This is a genomic window from Pseudomonas sp. PMCC200344, from assembly GCF_030053095.1.
In the GTDB taxonomy this organism is placed as follows: domain Bacteria; phylum Pseudomonadota; class Gammaproteobacteria; order Pseudomonadales; family Pseudomonadaceae; genus Aquipseudomonas; species Aquipseudomonas svalbardensis.
Genome location: NZ_CP125618.1, coordinates 194,085 through 217,927 on the forward strand (window position 1 = coordinate 194,085; position 23,843 = coordinate 217,927).

The window sequence follows — 23,843 nt, forward strand, 5'->3', positions numbered from 1 at the left end:
GTCGAACTCATCAATCAAGGCTCGCGTTGGTCATGGGGATTCCAATAATGAAAAACCCTTATGCTCCCGGCTTCTGGTGCGCTATAGCGGCATTGGTGTTGCTATCGGCCACTTATTTCTACGGCATCATGCTGGCCCACCAGATCGACAAGGCGCTGGTGTTTCTCGACAGCGCCGTGGCACTGATTGCCGTGATGGCAATCGTGGTGGTGGCCTGGGCTTCGGTTCAGGGTCAGCGCATCAAAAAAAGACAGCTCGAACAAGGCAAGACCCTGGTGCTGATCTGGGACACCAAGGTCGCGCTGCGCCGTGTCGAAACGGTGTTCGATCGGTATTTCTGGGGCAGTTACTGGCAGCCGGGGCGTACGTTCCAGGAAGTCATGGGCGAACTTACCGGCACACCGCTGGAAAAAAGCCTCGAAACCCTGAAAAAACAATGCCAGGCGCTGGACAAGCAAGTGTCCGAGGAGGGCTTGCACTGGCTCAATAACGCCAGGGAACTCTCCGATGTCGCCACCGCCATGGCCCGCGAACGTTATCAACTGGACTTCTGCGACCCGCGCTCGGAATCCCCAAGCGGCACAGCGGTGATCAATCGCGACTTCGAAGTGCTGGTCTATACATGGACCGCACGGCTCAAGAGCTTTGATCATCAGCTGGATGAAATTGAAGTGCAGTATTCATAAGATGGATGGTGTATCGCTATAAAACTTCGGGTTTTAATTCAAAAAAACTATTAATAACTGTCATTTATGACAGTGGTGTGCATCTTTCAAAGGGTCAATGATTAAAGCTCCTAACATCACAATGGAGCAAAAGAATATGGCCTTCACGGACGACTCATTCAAAAATGTTTCACCGGGCGACAGTATCTATTTTCACGACACCGATGGAGCGCGAAGAGGAACCTTCCAGTCAGCAAGTAATGGGAAGTTGAGTATTTATTGGGCGGCCTACTCAAGAGACGCATCGTTCGAGTACTGGACGATTAAGGACATTGAAGTGAACGGCAAAAAACTTGGGGTTGATGGCAGCCTTACTGAAAAACCACAACCTTGGCAACCTTGGCAACCTTCGCAGTATCAATAGCTTTACCCATCAGCTTGATGAAAGTGAAGTGCAGTATTCCTGAACCTGTATTGGCAGGACTGATGCCTTCGCGAGCAGGCTCACTCCCACAATTGACCGCGTGTCCCTGTGGGAGCGAGCCTGCTCGCGATGGCGATTTCATACCCGCCGAAACTCTCAACCCCCGCGCACGGTCCATAGACACTCTTTACCTTTAATCATTGGGTCGCCTGGTGCGCCTGATGCTAATCTCCTTCGCTCTTTTAACGCAGTCGTGACCGTAACCCGTCATGGGTTCAGGGAAGACGACCACACCTTCAACAACGGACATTGATCGGGTCATTCATGAATAAATCTGCAGGCGTGCTTCTTGGAATCGTCGTTGCCATCGGTGCAATCAGCGCCGGCGGTGCCTGGTACACCGGCACCAAACTCGAAGGTGTGCTGAACACCTCGATCGCCGACGCCAACAAAGAGCTGCAAACCGCGCTGGTCGGTTCCAACGGCACGGCGTCGCTGGAGCTGGTGTCGCTGGAACGCCATGTGTTCAGCAGCACCGCGCACTACCGCCTCAAGGGCGAAGGCGAGATGTTCGGTGAAGCACCGGTGGAGTTGCTGTTCGTCGATCGCATCGAGCACGGCCCGCTGCCGTTTTCACGCCTGGTGTCGCTGAAGTGGCTGCCGGTTCTGGCCACCAGTCACTACGAACTTGAAAGAACGCCGACCACCGAGAAATGGTTCGCCGCTGCCAAGGACAAATCGCCACTCACGGGCGTGGTCAACATCGGTTACGACAATGCCACCAACGGCACCCTGAAATTGCTGCCGCTGGACGTGGCGCTTGACGACAAGTCCAGCCTGAAGTTTTCCGGGCTGAACCTCGATGTCGCCGCCAGCGCTCAAGCGCAGAAGGTCAAGGCCGACGGTTACATGGACAGCCTGACACTGAGCACGGTGGCTGAAGATCAGACGCCGGTGAAGGTCGAACTGAACGGTCTGACCCTGGCCAGCAACCTGACAAAAAGTACCTACGGCTACTACACCGGCGAGAACACCGTCGAGCTGACCGACAGCAAGACCACCTTCGGCGCCAAGCAGTCAGTCTTGGGTTTCAAGAAGTTTGAAATGAAGAACCAGACCGAGGAATCCGGCACCAGCGCTTCGGGGCGTGCCGATTACAAGGTGGGGGAGGTGACCCTGAACGGCAAGGCTGTCGGGTCTGCGCAGATGGCCATGAGCCTGAAGAACCTCGACATCCCGGCAACAATGTCGCTGATGCAGATTTACCAGACCAAACTGCAACCGTACGAGAGGGCCGCCGCTGAGGCCGTGGCTGCGGGTGAACCGGCGCCAGAGCTGGTCCTGACCCCGGCCGAAGAGGCGCAGGTCAAAACCGGCCTGGAGAAACTGCTGGCTGCCGGCCCGCAGGTCGCCTTGGAGAATCTGTCGTTCAACACCCCCAATGGCGAAAGCCGCGCCAACCTGGTGCTCGACCTGACCAAACCACAATCCATGGACCTGCCGCCGGACCAGCTGACCCAACAACTGATCGCGCTGCTTGACGTCAACGTGAAAGTGTCCAAGCCAATGCTCGTTGACCTGCTGAGCGTGCAGTCGCAAATCGACGGTCAGACCGACGCCAAGCTCATCGCCGATCAGGCCACCGCCACCGCCGACATGTTTGGCAGCATGGCAGTCGGCACGCAGTTGGCAAAACTGGAGGGCAACGACATCGTCGCCAAACTGCACTACGCCAGTAATCAGGTGGAATTCAACGGCCAGAAGATGACCGTCGAAGAGTTTGTCGGGTTTGTCATGAGCAAATTCGGCGGTAATGTCACCGTCCAGTAAAACCAGGGCTTACAGACCAACGCCCGGCCTCCGCAACGCAGATGCCGGGCGTTTTGCTGTCTGGCGTTTGAAACGGGGGGGAACAGCCGCTAATTCAAGTCCCGAATCAGCCGCCACGCCTCATCCACCGGCAGCGGCTGTTTCATCCGTTCGGCGAGCAGCGCGATTGCACGTTCTTCATCGCATGCCACCGCGGCGACCACCAACCCGTCCTTGCCGAACAGGCCGATAAAGGGTGGATGGTCAGGATCGCCTTTGAACTCGACCTCGTCCCAGGTCGCGGCGTGTCCAAGGTAGTCGTAGTTTTTACCGAAGTGCCAGGTCCAGAAATAAGGCACGTCGAGGTAATGCTCGTCGCCGCCGAGCATGTTCATCGCCGCGATCCGTGCCTGTTGTTGTGCCAGGCGCCAGTGTTCGATCCGTTGGGGCTGGCCGTTGAGCGGGAAGGTCGCGATATCGCCGGCGGCCCAAAGCCCTTCCGTCACGCGCATTCCGCCGTCGACCTTCAGCGACTGGTCCTTTTCCATGGGCAGGCCAGTAAAGGCGCCGGTTGCCGGGCTGACGCCAATGCCGACCAACACCAGATCCGCCGGTATCCGTTGACCATTGTCCAGGCGTACCGCTTCAACCTTGGTCGTTCCTTCGATGTGCGTGGCTTGGCCATCTGTATGAAACACCACGCCGTTGGCTTCGTGCAGGGCAAGAATCGATTTGCCGACGGCCTCGCCAAACTGTTTGGCAAAAGGCACTGCGTGGCGGGCCAGAACGGTGACGTCCAGGCCGTATTGACGCAGGGAGGACGCGGATTCCATGGCGATAAAACTGTCGCCGATGATCACCGCTCGTTGGCCTGGTTTTGCCGAGCCCAGAATCCGCTGCGCCTGATCCTTCGAACGCAGCACGAACACCTGCGGCAGATCGGCGCCAGGCAGCGTAAGCGGATTGGGTGTGCCACCGGTGGAGAGCAGGGCAGCGTCGTAACTCAGTGATTGACCATCAGCCAGGCGCAACGTTTTGTTCGCGTCGTCCAGGCTCGTCACTTCAGCGTTTATTCGCTCAATGCGCTGTTCGCGGTAAAAGTTTTCATCACGCAGCGGCGGGACTTCTTCCAGCGGCATCTCCCCGGCAATCACGAATTTACTCAAGACCGTGCGGTCGTAACCGGCGTCGGTTTCACGGTCGATCAACAGCACCCGGCCACCGAAGCCCTTTTCGCGCAACGCCGCCGCGCACGCCGTGCCTGCCGCACCGGCACCGATGATCACAAACGTTCGCTCGTCGTCCGCCGGTGGTGTGTGAGCGTCCGACATCGGCTGATCGTCGACCCAGACCTCGTCATCGCGTACTTCCAGCGGATAGCGCTTGAGGCTGTCCAGGGCCGGCGGTTCGCACAGCGCACCGTCCTCGATCCGATACGCAGCCTTGTGCCACGGGCAGATCAAACGTCCGTGGCACAGAGCACCGTCGGCCAGCGGCGCCCCGGCATGGGGGCATTCGCCCTGAAAGGCGCGCAGATGATCGCCCACCCGCAGCAGGACAATTTTCGTGTCTGCGATCTGGACCTCAAGGCCCCGGTTTTCGGACACATCGGCGAAACGGGCGACGCGGTGCAGTGCCATGATCACTCTCCAGGCAAGCGTTTCACTTAAGAGTTTGGCGCTTATCTGGAGGTTCAGCCAATTCCCGCTGCCACCGAATGAACGGTCCGGCTATAGTTTGCACGCCGACGACGGCCCCACCCGCACAAGGTGCTCCGGTATGACCCGATTGACCTCTCTGAACCCTTGGCTGGCGGCCGTTGCAGTCGCCTTTTGCGTGCAGTTTCCGGCGCAGGCACAGGAGCGTTTCACCTTGAACATCCCGGGTGTCACCGACGATCGACTGTTCACCTCGGCTGCCGCCAGCGATGCGCCCAATTGTGGTGGGCACAACCAGTCACCCGCCTTGAATTGGAACGCCGGCCCGGCGGGCACCCTCAGTTACGCCATTGTCATGCACGATCCTGACGGCCAAAAAGGCCAAGGCGTTGATCACTGGGTGCATTACGGCATCAAAGCCACGACTCATCAGATTGCCGCCGGTGTCGGCGCAAAATCCGCCCTGGAAGGCGTCGGTGGCACCAACAGCAAAGGCACCACCGGTTATGTCGGTCCTTGCCCGCCGGTCGGCGACAGCGCGCACCACTACATCATCCAGCTCTACGCCCTGGACCTGGCGCCGGAAGCTTTGCCCGCCGGCCTGACACGCGCGCAGCTACTGGAAAAAATCAAAGGCCATGTGCTGAAAAACAGCAGTGTGGTACGGCGTTATCACCGCTGAAGTTTTTTTCAGCGGTCTTAACCCGAATCGACGGGGCTGTCCGTCTCAGAGGATGAATGGATCAATTTCCTCCTGAGGTCAGCCCCCATGTCCCTCCCTCTGCATTTCCTCCGCCCGGCCGCCCAGGGTTTCGCCGCCGGGTTGCTGCTGGCCATTGCCGGTTGCGGCGTTTCATCCAAGCCTGATTCCGCTTCGGTTCCGCCACCGGCTCAAGGTGCGCTGCCGGCTGAAGCATTGGTGCGCAGCGAGGCTGTCATGGCGGACTCCACGATGGCCAAGCGCAGCGTGCGTCCGGCGCCGATGGCGAGCTATGCACTGATGTCCGCGGGCGAGGCATCTCCGAATGGATATCGGGATGAGCAGCGGGAGCAGTATCAAGCGTTGGCGGATAACCCGATTCACAGCGTGGCCGAAGCGCCTGTCTCGACCTTCAGCGCCGACGTCGACACCGGTGCTTATGCCAACGTCCGCCGCTTGCTCAATCAGGGGCGCCTGCCACCGGAAGGTGCGGTGCGACTGGAGGAAATGGTCAATTACTTTCCCTACGATTACGCATTGCCCACCGATGGCTCACCTTTCGGCGTGACCACAGAGCTGGCGCCGTCGCCGTGGAGCCCGCATACCCGATTGCTGCGCATCGGCATCAAGGCCTCGGACCGCTCGGTCGCGGAGTTGGCCCCGGCGAACCTGGTGTTTCTGGTGGACGTATCCGGCTCGATGGACCGACGCGAGGGTTTGCCGCTGGTCAAAAGCACCCTGAAATTGCTGGTTGATCAATTGCGCGAGCAGGACAGGGTCTCGTTGGTCGTTTACGCCGGCGATTCGCGTGTGGTGCTGGAGCCGACGTCCGGACACGAAAAAGCGAAGATTCGTACGGCCATCGATCAATTGACCGCAGGCGGCTCCACCGCCGGAGCGTCAGGCATCGAACTGGCTTATCAGATGGCGCAGCAGGCGTTTATTCCCAAGGGCATCAACCGCATCCTGCTGGCCACCGACGGTGACTTCAACGTCGGTATCAGCGACTTCGACAGCCTCAAGCAAATGGCTGTGGATAAACGCAAGACCGGCGTTTCCCTGACCACGTTGGGGTTTGGTGTGGATAACTACAATGAACACCTGATGGAGCAATTGGCCGATGCCGGCGATGGCAACTATGCCTATATCGATAACCTGCGCGAGGCGCGCAAGGTGCTGGTGGATCAACTCGGTTCGACCCTGGCGGTCGTGGCGAAGAACGTGAAGCTACAAGTGGAGTTCAACCCGGCACAAGTCAGTGAATATAGGCTGTTGGGGTATGAGAATCGTGCGTTGAAGCGTGAGGATTTCGCTAACGACAAGGTTGATGCCGGTGAAGTGGGTGCAGGGCATACGGTGACTGCGTTGTACGAAATTGTACCCAAGGGTGAAAAGGGTTGGCTGGAGCCGCTGCGGTACGGCAATCCTGGGGCCGTTGTTTCCGAAAAGACCGGGGAACTGGCGATGTTGCGAGTGCGGTATCAGCTACCTGAGGGTGGGAGTAGTCGCTTGATCGAGCGGCCGATTGCGGGTGGTTTTGAAGGCAAAGCCAGTGACGACCTAAGATTTGCGGCGGCCGTGGCGGCGTTTTCCCAGCAGCTCAAGGACGGGCGTTATACCGGCGATTTCAGCCTGAAGGACACCGAGGCTTTGGCGCGCGGTGCGCGGGGCGAAGATCGATTTGGTCTGCGTGCAGAGTTCGTGCAGTTGGTGGAGTTGGCGCAAAGTCTGCGAACCACGACTGCATCCAATAGTGAGCCGCTTAAAGGAGGCTACAACTGAAATGTCAGCGCCTGAATCGAGCGACGAATCGCTACTGGCCCGTTATCGCGCAGGCGACGGGCCGGCGTTCGAGATTCTGTACGCCCGTCACCGCCAAGGGCTCTACCGATTCCTGCTTGGCCTGAGTGGCAAGTCCGAGCTGGCGGAAGAGGTTTACCAGGACACCTGGCTGAGCCTGATCCGCAGCACCAGTCAGCCACAAGGCAGGGCGAATTTTCGTACCTGGCTTTACCAGATTGCCCGCAACCGCCTGATCGATCACTGGCGCAAACACGGAATCCACTACCCCTTGCACGACAGCTATGACGAACAGATCCACGCGCTGAGCGATGACGCTACTGATCCCGAACAACTGCTGAGCCTGAGCCGAGACAACCAGCGCCTCGAAGCGGCCCTGCAAAACCTGCCCGCTGACCAGCGCGAAGTGTTCCTGCTGCGCGCTCACGGCGATCTCGACCTGCCGCAGATCGCCACCCTCACCGAAACACCGCTGGAAACCGTCAAAAGCCGCTTGCGCTACGCCCAGCAAAAACTGCGTCGGCTGCTGGCCGAGGAGGTATTGACATGACTGACGCCCGACCTACACCAGAAGACCAAGTGCTACAGCATTTTCGCGAGCATGCGAGCGGCGAACCACCGTCCCATCTCGACGCTTTCATCCTGGCCACAGCGCAACGCGAAGTCCCTGCACAGAAACCAGGTCTGTGGAAACGCTGGGTCCAGGCCTGCCAGAAACCCCGTTGGCAAGTCGCATTTGCCAGCCTCGTCGGTGTGGCCCTGATGCTTGCACTGGTGCAACGTACGGAGGAGCAACTGCCAAGCTACGACTTCGCCCCGGCCCCCAAAGCGTCTGCACCGGCCGCCAAAAAAGAAGCACCGTCATCGGTTGCGCGTTCTCTGGCTGCCCCGGCCGGCGCCATGTCCGCGCCAGAGCTTGCGGCCCCAATGGCCGATCTTGCTGCCCCAGCGCAGAGCGAATCGATCAGCGCTGAAATGGCTGACGAAGCGAAGGTCAGCAAACGCCCGGCGATAGCTCCGGCAAAGTTTATCGACGATCAATTAAGGGAAGTGATCCGCCTGCAAAAGGCTGGTCAGGCTCAAGCGGCCGCTGACCTGATGGCGACATTGCACAAACGCTTTCCCAAGGAAAATCTCACGGCCAGACTCAAGGATTTGCAGAAAAACTGAGAGGCAGAGCGGTCAGTCATTTGGCATCGACACCCGAAAGCGCGCACTATCGGCCTATAGCCGATGCGTTGGAGGAAGCCATGGCGAAAAAAATCGACCGCATCGCCCAAATGCTCAACTGCCCGGTGAAGGGGCAGGAATTACGGCGAGCGGTGACTGAGAGTCGTAAGGAGTTTCTGCTGGCGAAGCAGGCAGAAGAAGCGGTAGAGGAAGACGTTCTTGATGATGAAGTGATCGAGGATGAAGAGGCTGATGAATACGACGAGTTTGATTGGACGACTGAGTGAAAGCGGCGCTTAGAGCACTACTCTTTCAAATTGCAGACCCCGACAAATCAGGACCCGCAATTTGAATGGTGGGTTGCCGCTATTCTTTTGTTTTGTCCTTCCGCGAAGGTTGGTCTCGCGTCAGCACTTTCACAGCGTCATCTACCAACGCCTTACTCAGCGCCGTCAGATAATGTGCAGCCCAGGCATGACGATCGCTTTCTTTGTCGTAGGCTGCATCTCTGGTCAGTGCCTTGGCAAGGAACAAAAAGTCGGAAGCCATGCCTAGCGCGTCGCCGAGAGGCACATCGCGAGTGACGTGGAATACTGTCTTGTCCAAGCAGTAGATGGCAGGCGTTAAACCGATGGTTTTCAGCTCTGATGGGTCGGTCATTTGCCACCTCCGTTGATGGAGGTGTGCGGGGATTGCGATTCGAAATCGCGTTGGGGGATGAACCAAGTTTCGTACGGATTGATGCTGCGCATTGTTCACTTCCTTGATTTAAGAAGTTGCCGCGCATTCGATACCAAGCGAATGGGTGGCAACTGTGCGCAGGTTGGTAAACCGGGGAATCAAGGAAACCGGCACGTCCGAAGACGTCCCACGCACAGCCGCCATAGCACAAGATCACAGACGAAAAAAAACGCCTGCAAACGTGTTTGGGGCGCTGTTGCGCCTTTATTCCATCGGGTTACCAAGCCCGGTCGCTGAATTGGCAGCGACGGCGGAAGGGTATCGCGCAGGCTGATCTCCTGCAACCTCGGATATTGGGGAAATGGCAACGGCGATTGTCAGAGTACCAGTGGCCGTTGACTACCCAAGAAACTACCCAAGAAACGCCCAAGAACTACCCAAGAAATGTACGAAGGCCGGCACGCGTCTGACACTGACGCGTGCCGCAGTTGTAAACTTTTAGTTTACAACTGCCCCTTCAGCCCGCTAACCATCGGCGTATACAGCCCGTAAATGTGACTCGGAGTTGTACTGATGGCCTGATGACGACGCTCACCCAAATTAAGAAGATTCACCTTGAATCTCGAAACAACGTGTCTTCAGTCTTGGTCACTTCCATCCGTCCAGGCCCAGATGGATAGCCATCTTCCAACTGGGAGCATCAATTGGCCGCCATGCGCTAGGATGTGGACAGGGTCGATGAGTCAGAGATTCACGGTTGCTTTCTTTTGCGCGGTATCATAATTTCATACCATGAATAACAAACAGCTCAGCACCCTGAAAGCAGTATTCTCAAGGCCGACCCCAGCCGCGCTGGAATGGGCCCGTATCGAGTCTTTATTCGGTGCCGCTGGCGCCAAGCCCATTGAAGGCAATGGGTCCCGGGTGCGCTTTGAGCTGAACGGTGTGGTCGCCACCTTTCACCGACCACACCCGGACAAAGAAGCAAAGCCCTACCAGGTTCGTGATGCTCGGGCTTTCCTTGAACAAGCAGGAGTCACCCCATGAGCGTAATGAATTACAACGGCTATGCCGCTCGAATTGAATACAGCGAGGAAGATGGCCTGTTTGTCGGCCATATTGCTGGTATCAGAGATATTGTTGGGTTTCATGGCGAGTCAGTACAGGAGCTTCGAGATGCATTTGAAGAGGCCGTCACTGATTATCTGGAGACTTGCGCCAAGCTCGGGCGCACACCGCAGAAGCCCTATTCTGGCCACCTCAGTCTGCGCTTAGCGCCGGCACTCCACGCAACTGTCGCCGTAAAAGCGCAGTTAGCCCATAAGAGTATCAATCAGTGGGTAGCTGAGGTTCTTGATCGTGAGGTGCATGCCTGACCACTGCCATTGCACCTTCCTGAAAAGAAGCCAGAAGGTGAAAACCTTATTCAGGACGAAGCAACGCCCACAAAAAAGCCCCAGACCCTGCGGTCTGAGGCTTTCTCGTTTGTGCGCCAGGCATGGCGCGTTGCGCGCAAGCGCAACCGGCTTGGCTGTGGTGGCCACGCTGGTGACTTGGAGGTGAAAGTCCTCTACACACCCGGCAAGGGGAAGTGTTAGCCAGAGGCAAGGGTGTCGCGGGTGACTGCGAATCTGAAGGAAGCCCGAGGCAAAATGCTGGCCTGACGAACAGGAAGCGGATTAGGCGGCGCAGCGGGGTAAGGGGGCAAACTTCCTCAAAGCCCAATACTTGCACGGAACGTTGCGACGTAGATCCGACAGGCATAAGCAGGAAGGTCACGCGAATTACCCTGGGAGATCTGCACGTTTGCCACTGTGCTACCGAACGCCGAGAGGCGACGGGATGAGCGTGCAGAAGTCAGCCGAGGCCGTAGTAAGTGGCGGATAACCACGTCACCAAGGGCCGAACAGGTTATGCCGCTGGTAGGCGTCAGAGTCTCGTTGGATACCGAAATGCAGAAATTTCTCGCAGAGAAGACTGTTACTCCGAGTCCCGGACAGTATCCGCGGATGACGGCTGACAGCGCACAGGTATCGGCGGCGTCTGTGACGTGGACGAACGCGGAGCCGGACACGCTGATGGAGCGGGTGCTTGCACCCGCCAACCTCAAGCGTGCGTATCAACGCGTAGTCAGCAACAAGGGCGCGCCGGGTGCCTATGGCATGACGGTCGACGAATTGGCAGGCTACGTGAAACAGTATTGGCCGACCCTTAAGGCTCGGTTGCTGGCCGGTGAGTATCACCCACAAGGTGTACGCGCCGTCGACATTCCGAAACCCAAAGGCGGGACACGGCAGCTGGGTATCCCCTGCGTCGTGGATCGCCTGATCCAGCAGGCCTTGCTGCAACAGCTCACGCCGATCTTCGACCCTCTGTTCTCGGATTACAGCTACGGCTTTCGTCCGGGCAGAAGCGCTCACCAAGCCATCGAAACCGCTCGCGGCCATGTGGCAGCGGGTCACCGCTGGTGCGTGGAACTTGATCTGGAGAAATTCTTTGATCGGGTCAACCACGATGTCCTGATGGCTTACGTGGCGCGTCAAATCGAAGACAAGCGTGTGCTCACGTTGATCCGTCGTTACCTCGAAGCGGGAACGATGTCAGGTGGACTCGTCAGCCGACGGCAGGAAGGGACGCCGCAAGGCGGCCCGCTTTCGCCGTTGCTGTCGAACATCCGGCTCAACGAACTCGACAGCGAACTGGAACGGCGGGGTCATCGCTTCGTGCGCTACGCCGACGACGTCAACATTTATGTGCGCAGTCGCCGTGCCGGCGAGCGAGTGATGGTCAGCGTCGAGTGCTTCCTGATCCAGCGTCTGAAACTGACGCTGAATAGGGAAAAGAGCCGCGTGGCAAGGCCTTGGGTCTGTGATTATCTGGGTTATGGGATGAGCTGGCACCGACAGCCGAGACTAAGAGTGGCGACGAGGAGTCTGGGTCGCTTACGCGACCGACTCGCAGAGCTGCTACGCGGCGCGCGGGGTTGCAAGATGGCAACCGTCATCGTGCGGATAAACCCTGTGCTGCGTGGTTGGGCTGGGTACTTCAAGTTAACCCAAGGCAAGCGAGCGCTGGAGAAACTGGATGGCTGGGTGCGTCGTAAGCTGCGCTGCGCCGTATGGCGTCAATGGAAGCAGCCCTCAACAAGGGCTCGTAACTTGATACGCCTGGGGCTCAGTAGGCATCGCGCCTGCATATCAGCGTTCAATGGCCGAGGCCCATGGTGGAACTCGGGAGCGCCACACATGAATCAGGCGCTACCGAAGAAACTGTGGGATCGGCTTGGTCTGGTCTCAATACTGAATACGATAACTCGGCTTAATCGCATAACTTGAACCGCCGTATACGGATCCGTACGTACGGTGGTGTGAGAGGACGGCGGCTGTAAAGCCGCCTCCTACTCGATCTACCCAGGCGTCGTTTGAACTGGAGGCTGTGGTGCCCGGTTTATAAGGGTGCGGCTGGTAGTGTTTTGGTTAGGCATACACGTGAGCATACAAGGTGTATCGCGCTGCTTCCTTTGACGATCTTTGAAAGGCTCGATCGTTAGTCACCGTGACGAACGATTGTGGGCACGTCCTGGTGATTCTCTAGCACGGCATATCCACCTCTCTTCGTAACAAGAGAAATAGGCTGTGAGGATTCGCCCCCATCAATAGAAATGCGAACCTCCAGACTCTGATCCTCGAAAGAACGAAGCTCTTGTATCAACTGTGCGACGGTTTTGCCGCGACCGATCCATTCTGGGGTCATACATATTCCAACTAAAGGTATGCGCTGCTAGGGATATCAGCTGTTGAGCGAAGGCGTTACCGGGGTTCGAAGGATTAAGTGGGAAAAATTCCATGATCCTCGGCCCACTTTCCGTACGCGCTCGCACCCATATTCACAAAATCTGGGAAAACGCCGATCTCGACAGATTGAAAAAAGGCGAGGCAATGACTCCAGTCGGAATCGCTGGGATCGTCCACGACCCAGCACTCGTAACTCAACGACTTCCAGTCAAGCTTAGGGTCTGAGTTGGATGCCCGCAGGACTTCCTCGGCAATACGCTCTGCCCATGCAATTGCTTCACCTGCAGTGGAGGCCGCGACGTAAATACCTGCGGATGACTCAAAGTCTTCAATGATGCCTTTTTGAAACAACATCCAGCGTTCGGGCTCGTGGTAGGTGAACCCTATGAGGAATTTATTCATGTTGAATCCTTGTGGTTCTATCGCCGCCAGCACCGTTACCGTGCTTTCGCGGACCTCAGTAATCGGGTAAAGCTGGAAATCGCGTGATGTATGTCATCTTGGGTATCCCCGTCCCACTCCTCAACCGTGTCCAGCTCTGCTCGTAACCTGGCAATACGCTGTTCGATCTCTTCGATTTCAGGGGCACCACAAAGCCTAGCGATTGCCTGCCAACCGTCATCAGAGATTTTTTCCTGAACAGATAAGCCCGACCGAGCATTTGCGATTAGCTTCTGAAGGTTACTCATCTGAGATCTCGGGCGGGTTGCAGAAAAAGGCGCTGGGGACCCTGACAATATCCTGAGGATACGGGGTCGGAAACCCGCGGCATCGTGTTAGCGACAGGCTACGCAGCTTACTGAAATTTCAAACGTTGAAATTGAAAGGATCTTGAAGAAAAAGGGGCATCGTTACCGTGTCGGTAATGATGCCCCTTTTGTGTTGCTGATAATGCACGCTTGGCGTTGGTCAACCGAGTCAACCGAGTCAACCGAGTCAACGCCGTCAACCTGTCAACCAACTTAAAAAATCCAGCCGCTAACACGAACGCGCGGGTTATCTGCCCGTGTCCTTCAGAAATGCTCAGGGTCCCCCGCAACATCCCAATACCTTGTGCAATTGCACTGGTGAATCATGGTTCACCCGGTTCACCAGTTCACCAGTTCACCAGTTCACGGGAAATGGTCCTGGCTGGGCCTAGGCGGTTACCCCGAAATCAGTGGGTTGCTAGCCAGGCAGAAGGCGGCGCAACTGCGGGATGACGCATCGACTGGTAAAAATCCATTAGTCAGTAAGCAGGCTCGCAAGATTGCTGACCGCGTGGCGGCCAACAATACCTTCGAAGCATTAGGGCGCGAATGATTTGAGGCTAGGCGCTCAAGCTGGGAAGCCGGCACGTCCCGTCGAGTCCTTGGTGCCCACGTCGCACTCTCTGGCTCCAAGCCTGCGAGAGTAGTGTCTGCCAGTGGGCGGCGTTTGATTTCAGTACGCTTTACTGCGTGTATGCCTCCAGTTCAATGAATCTCAAAGCATACAAGTGGGCATACACGGCGTGAAGTTATAGGGGTAGACAGGGAGGGATAGCCAGAAACAAGAAAGCCCGCACAGGGCGGGCTTCTTGGGGTGTTTCGTAGACTGTCTGAGACAGGTCTAGACTGCTATATGGTGCACCAGGCGGGATTCGAACCCACGACCACTGCCTTCGGAGGGCAGTACTCTATCCAGCTGAGCTACTGGTGCAATGCGGGCGCCATGATACTCATATGCACCGCGGGCGTCCATGCTGCTGAATCGCCTGCGGTTTTCCAAAGCGTAACCTGTGATTGCTACGTTGATCAGAAAAATTAGGCAAATGCGGCGTTTTCGTTCTTTTTTTCGAACAGGCTATTGTCCTTTACCCCCTTTGATCCTAGGATTCGTTTGAGATTTCAAACGCTCTTGTCTGGGTGCTGAACCGCACGAGTTTCAATCAGTGCGCTATTTATGTGCTTCAGCCCGGTGAATGATTTCCCTGACGGCAGCCTATAAGGCGCCTTTCTACAATCATAATTCGCTCCGCGCTTGCCGCGGTGCTGTTAAGGAAAGCCGACATGCAGCTTAAAGACACCCAGTTGTTCCGCCAGCAAGCCTTTATCGATGGCGCTTGGGTTGATGCGGACAATGGTCAGACGATCAAGGTCAACAACCCGGCAACGGGCGAAATTCTGGGCACCGTGCCGAAAATGGGCGCTGCCGAAACCCGCCGTGCAATCGAAGCCGCTGACAAAGCGCTGCCGGCTTGGCGTGCACTGACCGCCAAGGACCGTGCGAACAAGCTGCGTCGCTGGTTCGAACTGATCATCGAGAACCAGGACGACCTGGCTCGCCTGATGACCCTCGAACAAGGCAAGCCATTGGCCGAAGCCAAGGGCGAAATCGTTTACGCCGCTTCCTTTATCGAGTGGTTCGCCGAAGAAGCCAAGCGCGTTTACGGTGACGTGATTCCGGGCCACCAGCCAGACAAGCGCCTGATCGTGATCAAGCAGCCAATCGGCGTGACCGCTGCAATCACCCCGTGGAACTTCCCGGCCGCGATGATCACCCGTAAAGCCGGCCCGGCCCTGGCCGCCGGTTGCACCATGGTGCTCAAGCCTGCTTCGCAAACTCCGTTTTCCGCATTCGCTTTGGCTGAACTGGCCCAGCGTGCCGGCATTCCAGCCGGTGTGTTCAGCGTAGTGTCCGGCAGCGCCGGCGACATCGGCAGCGAGCTGACCAGCAACCCGATCGTGCGCAAATTGTCCTTCACTGGCTCGACCGAAATCGGTCGTCAGCTGATGGCTGAATGCGCCAAGGACATCAAGAAAGTGTCCCTGGAATTGGGCGGCAACGCGCCGTTCATCGTGTTCGACGACGCGGACCTGGATAAGGCCGTCGAAGGCGCGATCATTTCCAAGTACCGCAACAACGGCCAGACCTGCGTCTGCGCCAACCGTCTGTACATTCAGGATTCGGTCTACGACGCGTTCGCCGAGAAGCTGAAAGTGGCAGTCGCCAAACTCAAGATCGGTAACGGTCTGGAAGAAGGCACCACCACTGGTCCGCTGATCGACGAAAAAGCCGTGGCCAAGGTTCAAGAGCACATTGCTGACGCGATCAGCAAAGGCGCAACCGTTCTGGCGGGTGGCAAGGTCATGGAAGGCAACTTCTTCGAGCCGACCATCCTGACCAACGTGCCGAAGAACGCTGCCGTGGCCAAGGAAGAAACCTTCGGTCCATTGGCTCCACTGTTCCGCTTCAAAGATGAAGCCGAAGTGATCGCGATGTCCAACGACACCGAGTTCGGTCTGGCTTCGTACTTCTATGCTCGCGACCTGGGTCGTGTGTTCCGTGTGGCTGAAGCCCTGGAATACGGCATGGTCGGCGTCAACACCGGGTTGATCTCCAACGAAGTCGCGCCGTTCGGCGGGATCAAGGCGTCGGGCCTGGGCCGTGAAGGCTCCAAGTACGGCATCGAAGATTACCTGGAAATCAAATACCTCTGCCTGGGCATCTAAGCTCGAAGGGATAAGCCCGGCAAGGCATTGCTTCAAACGCAAAGGGCACGAGAGCGCTGTCCCTTTGCGTGCAACAAACGGAATTTTCTCTGTGGCCGGGAACGCTGTGGCAGTCGATCATCGCATGCTGCCGTAGTTGCCTCCCCGCCGCATTTTCCTTGAACCACGCCGCCCGATGAGCGGTGAATGAGGACTTTATGAGCAAGACTAACGCATCCCTGATGAAACGCCGCGAAGCCGCTGTACCACGCGGTGTTGGCCAGATTCACCCGATCTTCGCCGAGTCCGCGAAGAACGCCACCGTGACCGACGTTGAAGGTCGCGAGTTCATCGACTTCGCCGGCGGTATCGCCGTGCTGAACACCGGGCACGTGCACCCGAAAATCATCGCCGCCGTGACCGAGCAGCTGAACAAGCTGACCCACACGTGCTTCCAGGTGCTGGCTTACGAACCGTACGTAGAAGTGTGCGAAAAAATCAACGCCAAGGTGCCGGGTGATTTCGCCAAGAAAACCCTGCTGGTGACCACCGGCTCCGAAGCCGTGGAAAACTCCATCAAGATCGCACGTGCCGCCACTGGCCGTGCCGGCGTGATCGCGTTCACCGGCGCTTACCACGGCCGCACCATGATGACCCTGGGCCTGACCGGTAAAGTCGTGCCTTACTCGGCCGGCATGGGCCTGATGCCAGGCGGCATCTTCCGCGCGCTGTACCCGAACGAACTGCACGGTGTGAGCATCGACGATTCGATCGCCAGCATCGAGCGCATCTTCAAGAACGACGCCGAGCCGCGTGACATCGCTGCAATCATCATCGAGCCGGTTCAGGGCGAAGGCGGTTTCTACGTCGCGCCTAAAGAGTTCATGAAGCGTCTGCGCGCGTTGTGCGACCAGCACGGCATCCTGCTGATCGCTGACGAAGTACAAACCGGCGCTGGTCGTACCGGCACTTTCTTCGCCATGGAACAGATGGGCGTTGCTGCCGACCTGACCACCTTCGCCAAATCCATCGCTGGCGGCTTCCCGTTGGCCGGTGTTTGCGGAAAGGCCGAATACATGGACGCCATTGCTCCAGGCGGCCTGGGCGGCACTTACGCTGGTAGCCCAATCGCTTGCGCCGCGGCTCTGGCCGTGATGGAAGTGTTCGAAGAAGAGCACCTGCTGGACCGCTGCAAAGCTGTCGGCGAGCGTCTGGTCACTGGCTTGAAAGCCATTCAGGCCAAGTACCCGGTGATCGGCGAAGTCCGTGCCCTGGGTGCGATGATCGCGGTTGAGCTGTTCGTCGACGGCGACAGCCACAAGCCGAACGCTCCAGCGGTAGCCGCCGTTGTGGCCAAGGCTCGCGACAAGGGGCTGATCCTGCTGTCCTGTGGCACTTACGGCAACGTTCTGCGCGTTCTGGTACCGCTGACTTCGCCGGACGAGCAACTGGACAAAGGTCTGGCGATCATCGAAGAGTGCTTCTCCGAGCTGTGATCTCCAAGCTCTGACCGATTTGTGAACTGATCGACAAAAAACCCGCTTCGGCGGGTTTTTTTGTGTCCCTGGAACCCATCGATGGCAAATGCGCTGTATCGAATGGCCAGCATTGACTAAGGTGCAAGCACTACTTTGGAGTGTGTAAATGACTGCTGTGGTGTTACCCGCTGCTCCGCGTGTGCTGATTGCCGAGGCCGACCCCTGGTCCCGCGACCTGCTCAAGCAGGTGTTGTTGAATGTGCGCTGCGACGCACGGCTGGATCTGTGTGCCGATGGTCAGGAAGCGCTGCACCTCTTGGCGGAAAATCCTTACGACCTGGTGATCGTCGACTGGGAGTTGCCCGGCGTCGATGGTTTGAATGTCTTGCGCAATGTCCGTCAACGCAAACGTAATCCACCACTGCCGTTCATTCTGATGAGCAGCCGCAACGACAGCGCCAGTGTGCGCGAAGTCTTGCCCCTGGCGCCTGCGGCGTACCTGACCAAACCCCTGAACATGGAAAGCCTGACCCACCGCCTGCAGGACTTGCTGCTGAACGCCGGTGAAGAGCTGTCTTGCGAAACGCCTTCGCTGTCGCCAGGCACGACGTTGGCGGTTTACCTGGAGCGTCGACGTGAGCTGGCCGACGGTGCACCACTGATGACCGACGTACAGTTGGCGGTCAAACGCAGCCTCAATCCCAATGGCCTCGATCTGACACTGCTGCATGACGAGATCCGTACCGATCCGCAAGTCACCGCTGTGCTGATTGCTGCCGCCAACAGCGCGGCCCAGCACCATGGCGCCGCCGTACAAACCCTGTCCCAGGCGCTGCATCGCCTCGGCACCGGGCAAAGCATGAACCTGATTCTGGGGCTGGCCCTCAAGCGCAGTGCCCGCCTCAGCGATCCGCTTCTGGCCGACTATGCCGAGCGCTATTGGGAGTTGTCGCTGCGCACCGCCGAGTATGGCCGGACCCTGGCGCGCTTGCTGGATCTGGATCAAGAGCGCTGTTATTGCGCCGGTATGCTGCATCGCCTCGGTGACCTGGCGCTGTTGCGGTGTTTGCAGGAATGGAAGCAGGCCGGTGGTGAGCTGGATGAATGGGAGGAGGTTGGCGAGGCGCTGGCCGAATTCGGCGCGGCTTATGGTTCAGCGCTTCGCACTCGCTGGCGCCTGCCGCTGGAGCTGCGAGAGCTGATTGCGGCGGTCTACCAGCTCGGTGGCGGGGTTTACTCCCGCGAAGCGCTGGTGATGAACATGGCTGCGCAACTGGCGCGGCTGACCGAGCATGAGGGCATTGAGGACCTGGCGAAGAGCCGGACGGCGCGGTTGCTCAAGATCGGGTTGCCGGAATTGATGCGTTTGCGCAAGAAATAGATCCAAAAACCTAGCCGGAGATGATGCGGTTCTTGCCCTGGCGTTTGGCTTTGTACATTGCCGCATCCGCGCGGGCAAACAAGCTGTCGACGCTTTCGTCCTCGGCGGTGAGGCTGGTCAGGCCCTGGCTGACGGTAATGCCGAAGGTCTGGTCGCCATGGCTGAAACTCAATCGCTGAATCTCCCGTTGCAGGCGCTCAGCCACTTGCATGGCCATGTCTGGCGCACAGCCGGGAAACACTGCTGCGAATTCCTCACCGCCAACTCGCCCGAACACATCACCTCGACGCAACGTCGCGCGACCGCTCTCGGCGATTCGTTGCAGCACGTTGTCGCCTTCCTGGTGGCCGTAGGAATCGTTGATCACTTTGAAGTCATCGATGTCCAGCAGCAGGAATGCCAGTGGTGTGCCTTGGTGCCGTGCCTGTTCGAATTCACGGTGGGCGCAGTCGAAGAAGTGTCGGCGGTTGCTGCTCTGGGTCAGCACGTCGGTGGTGGCCAAGCGTTGCAGCTCGGTTTCCATCTGCTTCTTGTCAGTAATGTCTTCGGCAATGCCGACGATGATCACCGGTTGCCCCGGTTCGGCTTGACGGTTGATGAAGCACTTGTCACTGAGCCAGCGGACCTGGCCGTCGGCGGCAATGATTCGGTATTCGCGGTCTTCATCGGCGCCTTTGACCAGTACTTCGGCCAGGCTGCGTTCGGCATAGTCCAGATCGTCGGGGTAAATGCTGTCGCGCCATTGGTTGTAGTCGGACAGCAACAAGCCTGCGGAGCGGCCGAAAATCCGTTCATACGCGGGGCTGACATACAGCACCCGACGGGATTCCCAGTCGAAGGCCCAAAGCACCGCGTTGACGCTCACCAGCAGAGCGCTGAACAGCTGCTCGCGTTCGCTCAGGCGCGCCACTTCGCCTTGTGCATGCATCAGCGCCAGCAAGGTTTGCGCGGCCTCGGGCCACTGCGGGAGGGATGAGTCTTGTAGGCTTTTATTGACCATCGACACAAAATCTCAAAGGGCGTGTGCCGCTCGAGGTTCGAAAGCGGCCAATACGCGGGCCTTTTATCAATTTTTTCCGGTGCCACAAGCAGGCACGTCACGCTGTGGTTGGAGGAAATAATTGATAACAGGTCCCTGCCCGCCTGGATGGCGAAGTGTCTTTGAGATAGGGGATTTGGAGCTAAGTTCCGAAGGGTGCGCCCACGAACGGGGCGCACCGATCAACGGCGTCAGACAGCGGCGGGGCGCAGGGAGTAGGTTTTCAATTGATCGGCGAAGTCGCGCAGGGATTGAATCCCGCTGGCTTCGGCTTCGTGTACCCAATCCTTGATGGCGGCCAGCATGTCGTGACCATTTGAGCTGGTCTTGACCCAGATCTGCTGCAAGGCCAGGCGTTTCTCGTAAATTACCTTCAGCGCCTGACTGTGCTCGAGCATGGTCTGGATGCGAATGTGGTGTTTGTCATCCAGCAGGCTGGTTTCCCGCGAGAGCAGGCGCTTGGCACGGTGGAACTGGTGACGGACCGAGTGATCGACCTTTTCCAGCTCTTGTTTGACCAGCGGTGCGATCACCAATTTGCGGTACTGGGCCATGATCTGGAAGCGGTTGTTGAGGATCGCCATGGCGGTGTCCATGTCCAGGTTGCCTTTGCCTTCGACCCGGTGAGCGATTGGCGCAACCCGCTGAACCTTGGCCAGACGCAGGAAGCTGAAGACCTGGATCCAGGCCCAGCCGAGATCGAATTCCCACTTCTTCACCGACAGTTTTGCCGAATTAGGGTAGGTGTGATGGTTGTTATGCAGTTCTTCGCCGCCGATCAGGATGCCCCAGGGCACCAGATTGGTCGCCGCATCGCGGCATTCGAAGTTGCGGTAGCCGATAGCATGGCCAAGCCCATTGACCACGCCGGCAGCCCACACCGGGATCCACATCATCTGGATCGCCCAGATGGTGATGCCGATGGTGCCGAACAGCAGCAGGTCGATGATGCCCATGATCGCCACGCCCAGCAGCGGAAAACGGCTGTACAGGTTGCGTTCGATCCAGTCTTCGGGGCAGTTCTTGCCGTAGATGCGCAGGGTCTCGGGGTTTTCCGCCTCGGCACGGTACAGCTCGGCGCCTTTGCGCAGAACCGTGGACAGGCCCTTTATGACCGGGCTGTGCGGGTCATCGACGGTTTCGCATTTGGCGTGGTGCTTGCGGTGGATAGCGGTCCACTCACGAGTGTTCTGTGCTGTGGTCAGCCACAGCCAGAAGCGGAAGAAATGTTTCAGGCCGGCATTGAGCTCAAGCGAGCGATGGGCTGAATAACGATGCAGATAGACCGTGACGCCAATAATCGTCACGTGGGTCATCAGCAGGGTGACTGCCACCAGTGACCAGGGCGACAAGCCGAGAAAACCTTCGTACCACATAGGCTATTGGGCCCTCGATAAAGAAAAAAACAGCCGTTGCATTATCACTAAGCTCACAGATAAAACCAGTCGCCCTTTCAGATAAGAGTGGCTGGATGTGTCTTTAAACTATAATCCCATCCTTTTTGAAGGGACATGGACAGCCGAATGTCTGCTACCTATCGCGATGCTTTGCGCGCAGCACTGCTTTACCTTCTGGTTTCCGTAGCTTGGCTGCAGTTCAGTGGCCATTTATTGAACAGTTTCTTCGATAGTTCTGCAGCGCTAATGCGCTGGCAACTGATCAACGGTTATGCCTGGGTTGTGTTCAGCACCGGGTTGATTTTCCTAGCTCGGGCGCGATTGTTCCGTTGCCTGGGGATCGGCGCAAAATTGCGTGAGCGCAATGAAGACCACGAGCGTTTGCGTCAGGCGGCCGCGGTGTTCGATTGCACGCGTGAAGGGGTGCTGGTCACCGACAACAAAGGGTTGATCGTCCATGTAAACCGGGCCTTCATGGCAATCACCGGCTATCAGAGCGAGGAGGTGCTCGGCCAGCGCCCCAGTCTGTTCAAGTCTGGTCATCATCCGCCGGCTTTCTACCAGGCGATGTTCGCGACACTCAACAGCATGGGCGAGTGGAGTGGGGAAATCTGGAACCGCCGCAAAAGCGGCGAGATCTACCCGCAGTGGCAGACCATCCGCGTCATTGACGACGAGAGGGGGCGGCGCAGCCATTACGTGGCAGTGTTTTCCGACATTAGCGCAATCAAGAACTCCGAACATGAACTGACGCATCTGGCTCACTACGATCCGCTGACCGACCTCCCCAACCGCTTGCTGTTCACCGACCGCACCGAGCAGGCCCTGGCTGCAGCGCAGATTCACAAGCGCGGCTGCGCGTTACTGATGATCGATCTTGATCACTTCAAGATGATCAACGACAGCCTAGGGCATAGCGTGGGGGACCAGTTGCTCAAGGGCGTTGCCGAGCGTTTGAATGCGATGGTCGGTCCGGGAATCACGCTGGCGCGCCTTGGCGGTGACGAGTTCGCCGTGCTGGCTGAAAGCTGTCCGCAAATGGTGTACGCGGCGGCGCTGGCTCAGCAGATCATCGATGGCCTTAAAGAGCCGTTCCAGATCGACGGGCATCAGTTGTTCGTCAATATCAGCGTCGGCATCAGCCTATTCCCCGACGACGCCTTGAGCTCCGAGCAGCTGTTGCGCAATTCCGACTCGGCGCTGTTCAAGGCCAAGAGTGCTGGCCGTAACGGCTACGCCCTCTATACCGAAGAATTGACCGTCCATGCCCAGCAACGGGTCGAGACGGCATTCGAATTGCGCCGTGCGCTGGAGCAGCAGGAGTTGCGGGTTTATTACCAGCCGGTTCACGACCTCAAGACCAGCCGCCTGATCGGCGTCGAGGCATTGGTGCGCTGGGAGCATCCACGGCGAGGGTTGGTGTCGCCGGCAGAATTCATTCCCATTGCCGAGCGCACCGGTCTGATCGCCGAAATTGATGCCTGGGTTATGCGCCAGGCGTGTGAGCAGATGTGCCAGTGGCAGCAGGCCGGGGTGGTGTTGTCGTTTGTCGCGGTGAATGTTTCTTCTCGATTGTTTGCCCGCCGTGAGCTGTTTGGGCAGGTGGCGAAGGTGCTGCACGAAACCGGGCTGGATCCTGCCTGTCTGGAGCTGGAAGTCACTGAGAGTGCTGTGATGGATGACCCGGAAGTCGGGCTGGAGCAGATGCACAGGTTGCGTGAATTAGGAGTTCGGCTGGCCATCGATGACTTCGGTACAGGCCATTCGTCGTTGCTGCGCCTCAAACGGATGCCGGTACAGAAACTCAAGATCGATCAGGGCTTCGTTGCCGGGTTGCCGTGGGATGAAGATGACGCGGCGATTGTGCGGGTGATCATTGCGCTGGCCCAGAGCATGGAGATGCAGGTTCATGCCGAGGGGATCGAGCAGGTCGAGCAGGCGGGTTTCCTGCTCGAACACGGCTGCGATCTGGGGCAGGGCTACTGGTTTGGGCGGCCGGTGCCGGCCGGGCAGCTGGAGTGGGATCGTGTTCCACAGATTCTCCAGCACTGATCGTTCCCACGCAGAGCGTGGAAATGCTCAGCATTCTGGTTATATAAACATTCTTAAATAGTCTTTTTAAGAATATCCGCACGTCACTACTATTGCTCTCACGCCGCAAGCAGTCTCGCCACTGCCAGGCAACCTCTAGTTGAAGGAGCAGCACCATGAGCGCATCCCTGCGTAGCGTTGACGGCCAGGACGAAGCAACCATTTTGCGTGAGATCCAGAGCGCCCTGCGCGATCTGCGTTTTGGCGCAGTGGAAATCACCGTGCACAACGCCCAGGTGGTCCAGATCGAACGCAAAGAGAAATTCCGGTTGCAGAATCCAAGCAACAAACCGAGTTAGAAAAC

21 protein-coding genes, 1 tRNA gene and 1 pseudogene are annotated in these 23,843 nt (G+C 57.9%); 17 read left to right on the forward strand and 6 right to left on the reverse strand.

The window, feature by feature from the left end; genetic code table 11:
- Nucleotides 1-47: 47 nt before the first annotated feature.
- From QFW87_RS00860 to QFW87_RS00870, 3 genes are all read left to right on the forward strand, one after another.
- The gene (locus QFW87_RS00860) at nt 48-686 is read left to right on the forward strand and encodes an NADH:ubiquinone oxidoreductase subunit N (RefSeq protein ID WP_283182454.1); all 639 of its coding nucleotides are present in this window, start codon (nt 48-50) and stop codon (nt 684-686) included.
- A 136-nt stretch (nt 687-822) separates the two neighbouring features.
- Nucleotides 823-1,089, forward strand: coding sequence for a hypothetical protein (locus tag QFW87_RS00865; RefSeq protein ID WP_283182455.1), 267 nt, complete (start codon nt 823-825; stop codon nt 1,087-1,089).
- 324 nt (nt 1,090-1,413) lie between these two features.
- Nucleotides 1,414-2,919: a YdgA family protein gene (locus QFW87_RS00870; protein WP_283182456.1), complete on the forward strand. Its 1,506-nt coding sequence runs from the start codon at nt 1,414-1,416 to the stop codon at nt 2,917-2,919.
- Nucleotides 2,920-3,008: 89 nt separating this feature from the next.
- On the opposite strand, the gene QFW87_RS00875 is transcribed toward QFW87_RS00870, so the two are convergent.
- On the reverse strand, nt 3,009-4,538 hold the full coding sequence (locus QFW87_RS00875) for an apoptosis inducing factor family protein (protein WP_283189589.1): 1,530 nt from the start codon (nt 4,536-4,538) through the stop codon (nt 3,009-3,011).
- Between the two features lie 139 nt (nt 4,539-4,677).
- Here QFW87_RS00875 and QFW87_RS00880 point away from each other — a divergent pair, with 139 nt between their 5' ends.
- From QFW87_RS00880 to QFW87_RS00900, 5 genes are all read left to right on the forward strand, one after another.
- Nucleotides 4,678-5,238 (forward strand): YbhB/YbcL family Raf kinase inhibitor-like protein, encoded by a 561-nt coding sequence (locus QFW87_RS00880; protein WP_283182458.1) that lies wholly within the window; start codon nt 4,678-4,680, stop codon nt 5,236-5,238.
- 87 nt (nt 5,239-5,325) lie between these two features.
- A complete protein-coding gene (locus QFW87_RS00885) occupies nt 5,326-7,038 on the forward strand; it encodes a VWA domain-containing protein (RefSeq protein ID WP_283189590.1) in 1,713 nt (570 codons plus the stop codon).
- A 1-nt stretch (nt 7,039) separates the two neighbouring features.
- Nucleotides 7,040-7,606: an RNA polymerase sigma factor gene (locus QFW87_RS00890; protein ID WP_283182460.1), complete on the forward strand. Its 567-nt coding sequence runs from the start codon at nt 7,040-7,042 to the stop codon at nt 7,604-7,606.
- Nucleotides 7,603-8,226, forward strand: a complete 624-nt coding sequence (locus QFW87_RS00895; RefSeq protein ID WP_283189591.1) for a hypothetical protein — start codon at nt 7,603-7,605, stop codon at nt 8,224-8,226. Before QFW87_RS00890 ends, QFW87_RS00895 begins: the two co-directional genes overlap by 4 nt.
- A gap of 20 nt (nt 8,227-8,246) precedes the next feature.
- Complete coding sequence (locus QFW87_RS00900) at nt 8,247-8,513, forward strand: hypothetical protein (protein WP_283189592.1); 267 nt, start codon at nt 8,247-8,249, stop codon at nt 8,511-8,513.
- 79 nt (nt 8,514-8,592) lie between these two features.
- Here QFW87_RS00900 and QFW87_RS00905 read toward each other — a convergent pair whose 3' ends face one another.
- A complete protein-coding gene (locus QFW87_RS00905) occupies nt 8,593-8,886 on the reverse strand; it encodes a DUF3077 domain-containing protein (RefSeq protein WP_283189593.1) in 294 nt (97 codons plus the stop codon).
- 813 nt (nt 8,887-9,699) lie between these two features.
- On the opposite strand from QFW87_RS00905, the gene QFW87_RS00910 reads away from it, so the two are divergent.
- From QFW87_RS00910 to ltrA, 3 genes are all read left to right on the forward strand, one after another.
- Entirely contained in the window at nt 9,700-9,954 is a 255-nt protein-coding gene (locus tag QFW87_RS00910) for a type II toxin-antitoxin system HicA family toxin (protein WP_283189594.1), read from the forward strand.
- Nucleotides 9,951-10,283: a type II toxin-antitoxin system HicB family antitoxin gene (locus QFW87_RS00915; protein WP_283189595.1), complete on the forward strand. Its 333-nt coding sequence runs from the start codon at nt 9,951-9,953 to the stop codon at nt 10,281-10,283. Before QFW87_RS00910 ends, QFW87_RS00915 begins: the two co-directional genes overlap by 4 nt.
- A 537-nt stretch (nt 10,284-10,820) precedes the next feature.
- Nucleotides 10,821-12,242 (forward strand): group II intron reverse transcriptase/maturase, encoded by a 1,422-nt coding sequence (gene ltrA / locus QFW87_RS00920; protein WP_283189596.1) that lies wholly within the window; start codon nt 10,821-10,823, stop codon nt 12,240-12,242.
- A 492-nt stretch (nt 12,243-12,734) separates the two neighbouring features.
- Here the strand turns inward: ltrA and QFW87_RS00925 are convergent, their stop codons facing one another.
- Nucleotides 12,735-13,103, reverse strand: coding sequence for a hypothetical protein (locus QFW87_RS00925; protein ID WP_283189597.1), 369 nt, complete (start codon nt 13,101-13,103; stop codon nt 12,735-12,737).
- Between the two features lie 714 nt (nt 13,104-13,817).
- Here QFW87_RS00925 and QFW87_RS00930 point away from each other — a divergent pair.
- A pseudogene (locus QFW87_RS00930) lies at nt 13,818-14,000 on the forward strand (integrase); the annotation flags it as partial.
- A gap of 304 nt (nt 14,001-14,304) precedes the next feature.
- Here the strand turns inward: QFW87_RS00930 and QFW87_RS00935 are convergent.
- Nucleotides 14,305-14,381: transfer RNA gene (locus QFW87_RS00935), tRNA-Arg, on the reverse strand.
- A 350-nt stretch (nt 14,382-14,731) separates the two neighbouring features.
- Here QFW87_RS00935 and gabD point away from each other — a divergent pair.
- From gabD to QFW87_RS00950, 3 genes are all read left to right on the forward strand, one after another.
- Nucleotides 14,732-16,174 (forward strand): NADP-dependent succinate-semialdehyde dehydrogenase, encoded by a 1,443-nt coding sequence (gabD, locus tag QFW87_RS00940; protein ID WP_008148203.1) that lies wholly within the window; start codon nt 14,732-14,734, stop codon nt 16,172-16,174.
- A gap of 197 nt (nt 16,175-16,371) precedes the next feature.
- The gene (gabT, locus tag QFW87_RS00945) at nt 16,372-17,649 is read left to right on the forward strand and encodes a 4-aminobutyrate--2-oxoglutarate transaminase (protein ID WP_033058568.1); all 1,278 of its coding nucleotides are present in this window, start codon (nt 16,372-16,374) and stop codon (nt 17,647-17,649) included.
- Nucleotides 17,650-17,797: 148 nt separating this feature from the next.
- A complete protein-coding gene (locus tag QFW87_RS00950; protein WP_283189598.1) occupies nt 17,798-19,012 on the forward strand; it encodes a response regulator in 1,215 nt (404 codons plus the stop codon).
- Between the two features lie 10 nt (nt 19,013-19,022).
- On the opposite strand, the gene QFW87_RS00955 is transcribed toward QFW87_RS00950, so the two are convergent.
- Nucleotides 19,023-20,012, reverse strand: a complete 990-nt coding sequence (locus QFW87_RS00955; protein WP_283189599.1) for a sensor domain-containing diguanylate cyclase — start codon at nt 20,010-20,012, stop codon at nt 19,023-19,025.
- 230 nt (nt 20,013-20,242) lie between these two features.
- Nucleotides 20,243-21,427 (reverse strand): delta-9 fatty acid desaturase DesA, encoded by a 1,185-nt coding sequence (gene desA, locus QFW87_RS00960; RefSeq protein ID WP_283189600.1) that lies wholly within the window; start codon nt 21,425-21,427, stop codon nt 20,243-20,245.
- Nucleotides 21,428-21,574: 147 nt separating this feature from the next.
- On the opposite strand from desA, the gene dibA reads away from it, so the two are divergent.
- Both dibA and oscA read left to right on the forward strand, forming a co-directional pair.
- On the forward strand, nt 21,575-23,500 hold the full coding sequence (gene dibA / locus QFW87_RS00965) for a phosphodiesterase DibA (RefSeq protein ID WP_283189601.1): 1,926 nt from the start codon (nt 21,575-21,577) through the stop codon (nt 23,498-23,500).
- Between the two features lie 155 nt (nt 23,501-23,655).
- On the forward strand, nt 23,656-23,838 hold the full coding sequence (oscA, locus tag QFW87_RS00970; protein WP_007945260.1) for a sulfur starvation response protein OscA: 183 nt from the start codon (nt 23,656-23,658) through the stop codon (nt 23,836-23,838).
- The last annotated feature ends 5 nt before the right edge of the window (nt 23,839-23,843 follow it).

Coding starts and splice junctions, on each gene's coding strand:
- QFW87_RS00860 (WP_283182454.1), top strand. CDS start 48: ATGAAAAACCCTTATGCTCCCGGCTTCTGGTGCGCTATAGCGGCATTG.
- QFW87_RS00865 (WP_283182455.1), top strand. CDS start 823: ATGGCCTTCACGGACGACTCATTCAAAAATGTTTCACCGGGCGACAGT.
- QFW87_RS00870 (WP_283182456.1), top strand. CDS start 1,414: ATGAATAAATCTGCAGGCGTGCTTCTTGGAATCGTCGTTGCCATCGGT.
- QFW87_RS00875 (WP_283189589.1), bottom strand. CDS start 4,538: ATGGCACTGCACCGCGTCGCCCGTTTCGCCGATGTGTCCGAAAACCGG.
- QFW87_RS00880 (WP_283182458.1), top strand. CDS start 4,678: ATGACCCGATTGACCTCTCTGAACCCTTGGCTGGCGGCCGTTGCAGTC.
- QFW87_RS00885 (WP_283189590.1), top strand. CDS start 5,326: ATGTCCCTCCCTCTGCATTTCCTCCGCCCGGCCGCCCAGGGTTTCGCC.
- QFW87_RS00890 (WP_283182460.1), top strand. CDS start 7,040: ATGTCAGCGCCTGAATCGAGCGACGAATCGCTACTGGCCCGTTATCGC.
- QFW87_RS00895 (WP_283189591.1), top strand. CDS start 7,603: ATGACTGACGCCCGACCTACACCAGAAGACCAAGTGCTACAGCATTTT.
- QFW87_RS00905 (WP_283189593.1), bottom strand. CDS start 8,886: ATGACCGACCCATCAGAGCTGAAAACCATCGGTTTAACGCCTGCCATC.
- QFW87_RS00910 (WP_283189594.1), top strand. CDS start 9,700: ATGAATAACAAACAGCTCAGCACCCTGAAAGCAGTATTCTCAAGGCCG.
- QFW87_RS00915 (WP_283189595.1), top strand. CDS start 9,951: ATGAGCGTAATGAATTACAACGGCTATGCCGCTCGAATTGAATACAGC.
- ltrA (WP_283189596.1), top strand. CDS start 10,821: ATGCCGCTGGTAGGCGTCAGAGTCTCGTTGGATACCGAAATGCAGAAA.
- QFW87_RS00925 (WP_283189597.1), bottom strand. CDS start 13,103: ATGAATAAATTCCTCATAGGGTTCACCTACCACGAGCCCGAACGCTGG.
- gabD (WP_008148203.1), top strand. CDS start 14,732: ATGCAGCTTAAAGACACCCAGTTGTTCCGCCAGCAAGCCTTTATCGAT.
- gabT (WP_033058568.1), top strand. CDS start 16,372: ATGAGCAAGACTAACGCATCCCTGATGAAACGCCGCGAAGCCGCTGTA.
- QFW87_RS00950 (WP_283189598.1), top strand. CDS start 17,798: ATGACTGCTGTGGTGTTACCCGCTGCTCCGCGTGTGCTGATTGCCGAG.
- QFW87_RS00955 (WP_283189599.1), bottom strand. CDS start 20,012: ATGGTCAATAAAAGCCTACAAGACTCATCCCTCCCGCAGTGGCCCGAG.
- desA (WP_283189600.1), bottom strand. CDS start 21,427: ATGTGGTACGAAGGTTTTCTCGGCTTGTCGCCCTGGTCACTGGTGGCA.
- dibA (WP_283189601.1), top strand. CDS start 21,575: ATGTCTGCTACCTATCGCGATGCTTTGCGCGCAGCACTGCTTTACCTT.
- oscA (WP_007945260.1), top strand. CDS start 23,656: ATGAGCGCATCCCTGCGTAGCGTTGACGGCCAGGACGAAGCAACCATT.